A 4,375-nucleotide genomic window follows, 5' to 3' on the forward strand; every position below is an offset into this window, starting at 1 on the left:
GGACAGGGGCGGTGGAGACAGGGGCGGTGGAGACGGCAACGGAAGCGGTAACGGCCGGGGGAGGGACCCGGGCACCGGCGCGGAGGGCGAGACAGCCCGGCTGGTGCGCCGGGACCTCGGTCGACTGACCGTGCTGGGCTGCGTGCTGGTGGCCGCCGGACTGGTCGGCCTCGGGTACGTCGCGCTGGCGACCGTGACCACCGTGCTGCTCTTCGGCTGGCTGCTGCTGCTCGGCGGTTGTGTGGGCCTGCTGCACGCGGTGGCGGCGCGGGGCACGCGCTTCGTGTGGCTCGGGCTGGTGGTGGGGGCGTTGAACGCGGCGGCGGGGGTGATCCTCATCCGCTTCCCGGACGTCGGGGCCGAGGGCTTGACGGCCTTCGCCGCGCTGCTCTTCCTGGCGGCCGGTGTGTACCGTCTGGTCGGCGCCTTCGTGGTGCGCGGGCCGCAGACGGTGTGGACCCTGGTGCAGGGGGCCTTCGGGGTCCTGTTGGGGGTGCTGGTGTTGGTGGACTGGCCCGATGGTTCCCGGTACGTGCTGGGGACCTTCTTCTCGCTCGCCCTGCTCTTCGACGGTCTGAGTCTGATCGCGGCGGGGGTCGGGGGTCGTCGATTGATCGGATTGGTCACACCCGGGCCGAATCGGTCGGTCAAGTCCGGTCCGGATACGTCAAAAGACGCAGATATGCGCTGAGTTTCCAACACTGCGTCATGGGGCTCTGGCATGTGCCAACACTCGTAGGGGTGACCCCGAAGAGGAGCCGATCGGAATCCCCGATCGGCGGGCCGTCACGAGAGGGATCGGTGCCGGGCATGATGGACAGCCGAGCGAGCGTTTCGACCCACCACACCCCTCCCGCGTCCGGTGCGGAGGAGAGCGCCTGGCGCTTCACCGTCGCCCCGGTGGACGCCTCCGTGCCGCAGATCCGCCGCGCGGTGCGCGCGCTCGTCCGGGAGCGCGGCGCGCCGGTCTCCGAGGACCTGCTCCACGGCGTGCTGCTCATCCTCTCGGAGCTGGTCACCAACGGCGTCCGGCACGCCGCCCTGCTCACCCCCGAGATCGGGGTGGAGGTCGCCTTCGGCGGCGGCTGGATCCGCGTCTCGGTGGAGGACCGCCACCCCTACCGTCCCACCGCCCTGTACGCCGAGCCCGATCGTGAGCGCACCGGCGGCCGGGGCCTGCTCCTGGTGCGGGAGATCTCCGCCGAGGCCGGCGGCACCTGCGGCGTGGAACCCACCCCTTTGGGGGGCAAGGTGGTCTGGGCCGCGATGCCGATGGCCCCGGTGCCCGTGCGCTGAGCCGGTGGGGCCGGATCCCGGACCCACCGGCCCGGCGTCACCGGGGGAGGGGCTCACCAACCGCCCGTGCCACCCGTAACCTCCCGGATGCCCGGCAGGGCGGCGTCCAGGACGGTGCCGAACCAGGCCGAGAACGGCCCCTCGGCGCGCCGCTCCGCCAGAGCGTGCGGCGTCACGAAATCGATCTCGCAGATCTCGGCCGCGTCGGGACGCGGGGCCTCCTCCACCCGCCCGGCGAAGAGGTGGTTCCACTCCTGCTCCACCAGACCCGAGGCCGGGTCGGGGTGGTTGTAGCGCACGGTCCCCACCGCCCGCAGCGAGGCGGGCGCCACGCCCAGCTCCTCCACCGTGCGACGGGTGGCGGCCAGGAACGGGGGCTCGCCCGGGTACGGGTGACCGCAGCAGGTGTTCGACCACACGCCGGGGGAGTGGTACTTCTCCTTCGCCCGCCGCTGGAGCAGCAGACGCCCCTCCGCGTCGAAGAGGAAGACGGAGAACGCGCGGTGCAGCAGCCCGGGGGCACGATGGGCGGCCAGCTTCTCCTCGACGCCGACGGTCCGTCCCTCCTCGTCGACCAGTTCCAGCATGATCGGCTCGGCGGGTGGGGTGGTGCTGCGGGACATGGGAGCCTTTCCGCTCACGGTGCGGGTCGCGGCCGGGCCGCGGGACGGATCGGGCCGGCGCCCCGGGGACGTCCGACCACCCGACCCAGTGTGCCCCACCGGTCCCCGGGCGGCAGGCACCCACCCCCGGGCGCCTTTCGCGCGCTCCCGCGCGCCCCGCCCCGCCCCGGGCCGGCGCCGGGGGTCCGCCGTCGCTCAGTGACAGACCCCGGCCTCGTGCCGCGCGTGCCCCGCCGGCTCCAGCTGGAAGGTGCAGTGCTCCACCGCGAAGTGCCCGCCCAGGCACTCCCGCAGGTCGTGCAGGACGCGTTCGTGTTCCACCGCTCCCAACACCTCCGGCGCCACCACCACGTGCGCCGAGACCACCGGCATCCCCGAGGTGATCGTCCACAGGTGCACGTCGTGGACCTCCCGCACCCCCTCCACGCCCAGCATGTGCTCGCGGACCTCGTCCGGGTCCACCCCACGCGGAGCGGCCTCCAGCAGTATCTCCAGCGCCTCCCCGGCCAACCGCAGGGTGCGCGGGACGATCAGCCCCGCGATCACCAGGGAGGCGACCGGGTCGGCGTACTGCCACCCCGTCACCAGGATCACCACGGCCGCCGCGACCACCGCCAGCGAACCCAGCGCGTCGGCCAGCACCTCCAGGAAGGCGCCGCGCACGTTCAGGCTCTCCCGCTGTCCGCGCATCAGCAGCGCCAGCGAGACGCCGTTGAGCGCCAACCCCAGCAGACCGAAGGCGATGGTGAGTCCGCCCGGCACCTGCGCCGGGTTCCGGAACCGGTCGATCGCCTCGATCAGGATGTACCCGCCGACCCCCAGCAACAGCACGCAGTTCAACAGCGCGGCGAGGATCTCCGCGCGGGCCAGACCGAAGGTGCGCCGCGCCGCCGTCGGACGGTTGGCCAGGTGGATGGCGAAGAGCGCGGCGCCCAGGCCGATCACGTCGGTGGCCACGTGACCGGCGTCGGCCAGCAGGGCCAGCGAGCCGGTCAGGGCCGCGCCGATCGCCTCGGCCACCAGCAGCAGACAGGCGATACCGAGCGCGATCCACAGCCGGCCCCGGTGCGCCGCGCCGGCGGTGCCCCCACCGCCCGTACCGGTGTGGCCGTGGTGGTGTCCGGCTCCCATGCGTCCAGCCTCCGCGCGCTCGTCGTCCCCGGGCCCGTCGCGCCGGGAAGCCCCGACGGGCCCCTCGGCACAACGCCACGGCACCCCGACGCATGCCCGGCCGGGAGACCCGGCGAACCGCCGGGGCCGGGGCCCAGTGAACTACGCCCCGGGGGTATCGGGCAACGCGACGCCGAAAACCGTTGTCATCCTCTCTGACCTGCTCTTTCGTTCACCTTCGTGACCTGCGGGATCTCCGCTTCCGGCGCGGTCGCGAGCCGCCCCTCCCGGGCCGAGACGAGCATCTCCCGCATGTCGTGCGCGGCGGTGAACCCCAACACCTCGCGGGCCCGGTCCACCGCCGCCACCACCCGGGCCGGGTCCCCCGCCCGCGGGGGACCGACCACCGGCTCGATGTCCGGCCGGCCCATCGCCTCGGCCGCCAGCACCGCCAGCTCGCGCACCGAGACCCCGGTGCCGGTGCCGATGTTCACCGTCAGGTCCGATCCCGCCGGGGCCCCCGTCAGGTGCCGTGCCGCCGCCAGGTGGGCCGCCGCCACGTCCGCCACGTGCACGTAGTCCCGCACGCAGGTGCCGTCGGGCGTCGGGTAATCGCCGCCGTGGATCACCGGGGCCTCCCCGCGGGCCAACCGCTCGAGGAAGATCGGCACCACGTTGGAGCGACCCCGGTCCGCCAACTCCGGCACCGCCGTCCCCGCCACGTTGAAGTACCGCAGACAGGCGGTGGCGACGCCGTGCGCCGCGCCCGTGGCCCGCACCAGCCATTCACCGGCCAGCTTCGTCTCCCCGTAGGGGTTCACCGGCCGGCACGGCGTCTCCTCGGTCACCGGCGCGTCGTCCGGCGGCGTGCCGTAGACCGCGGCCGAGGAGGAGAACAGGAAACGGCCCACCCCCGCCGCGACCACCGCCTCCAGCAACACGGCGAGACCGTGCACGTTGTCGCGGTAGTAGCGCAGGGGGTCGGCCACCGACTCGGCGACCTCCTTGCGGGCGGCCAGGTGCACCACGCCGTCCACCGCGTGCTCGGCCAGGGTCCGGTCCAGCAGCGCGCGGTCGGCCACGGTGCCCCGCACCAGGGGCACCTCCGCCGGGATGCGTCCGACCACCCCCGAGGAGAGGTCGTCCAGCGCCACCACGGACTCCCCGGCCGCCGTCATGGCCCGGGCCACGTGCGCCCCGATGTAGCCGGCGCCGCCAATGATCAGCCACGTCATGCCCGGCAGCCTACTGCCGGGCCCCGGCCGCCCGCCCGCCCGTTCGGGGGCGGGTGTTCCCGCCCGAACCGGGAAGGCGCCCCGCCGGACCGGTGGGGGACGGGGGAAAGG

General features: G+C 74.2%; 5 protein-coding genes. 2 read left to right on the forward strand and 3 right to left on the reverse strand.

All coding sequences use genetic code 11. The annotated features are described in order from the left end of the window. Positions 1–100: 100 nt before the first annotated feature. Both FNQ90_RS13935 and FNQ90_RS13940 read left to right on the forward strand, forming a co-directional pair. Positions 101–691, forward strand: a complete 591-nt coding sequence (locus FNQ90_RS13935) for an HdeD family acid-resistance protein (RefSeq protein WP_153427125.1) — start codon at positions 101–103, stop codon at positions 689–691. A 122-nt stretch (positions 692–813) separates the two neighbouring features. Next, positions 814–1,296, forward strand: a complete 483-nt coding sequence (locus FNQ90_RS13940) for an ATP-binding protein (RefSeq protein ID WP_407699363.1) — start codon at positions 814–816, stop codon at positions 1,294–1,296. A 53-nt stretch (positions 1,297–1,349) separates the two neighbouring features. On the opposite strand, the gene idi is transcribed toward FNQ90_RS13940, so the two are convergent. From idi to galE, 3 genes are all read right to left on the reverse strand, one after another. After that, positions 1,350–1,919 carry an isopentenyl-diphosphate Delta-isomerase gene (gene idi, locus FNQ90_RS13945; RefSeq protein ID WP_228471154.1) on the reverse strand — a complete coding sequence of 190 codons (570 nt, stop codon included), beginning with the start codon at positions 1,917–1,919 and terminating at the stop codon, positions 1,350–1,352. Positions 1,920–2,114: 195 nt separating this feature from the next. Next, positions 2,115–3,050 (reverse strand): cation diffusion facilitator family transporter, encoded by a 936-nt coding sequence (locus FNQ90_RS13950; protein ID WP_182606676.1) that lies wholly within the window; start codon positions 3,048–3,050, stop codon positions 2,115–2,117. Positions 3,051–3,235: 185 nt separating this feature from the next. Next, a complete protein-coding gene (gene galE, locus FNQ90_RS13955; RefSeq protein WP_182606677.1) occupies positions 3,236–4,264 on the reverse strand; it encodes a UDP-glucose 4-epimerase GalE in 1,029 nt (342 codons plus the stop codon). Positions 4,265–4,375 lie beyond the last annotated feature (111 nt).

The sequence above is a fragment of the Streptomyces alkaliphilus genome (assembly GCF_014141535.1).
Classification (GTDB): Bacteria; Actinomycetota; Actinomycetes; order Streptomycetales; family Streptomycetaceae; genus Streptomyces; species Streptomyces alkaliphilus.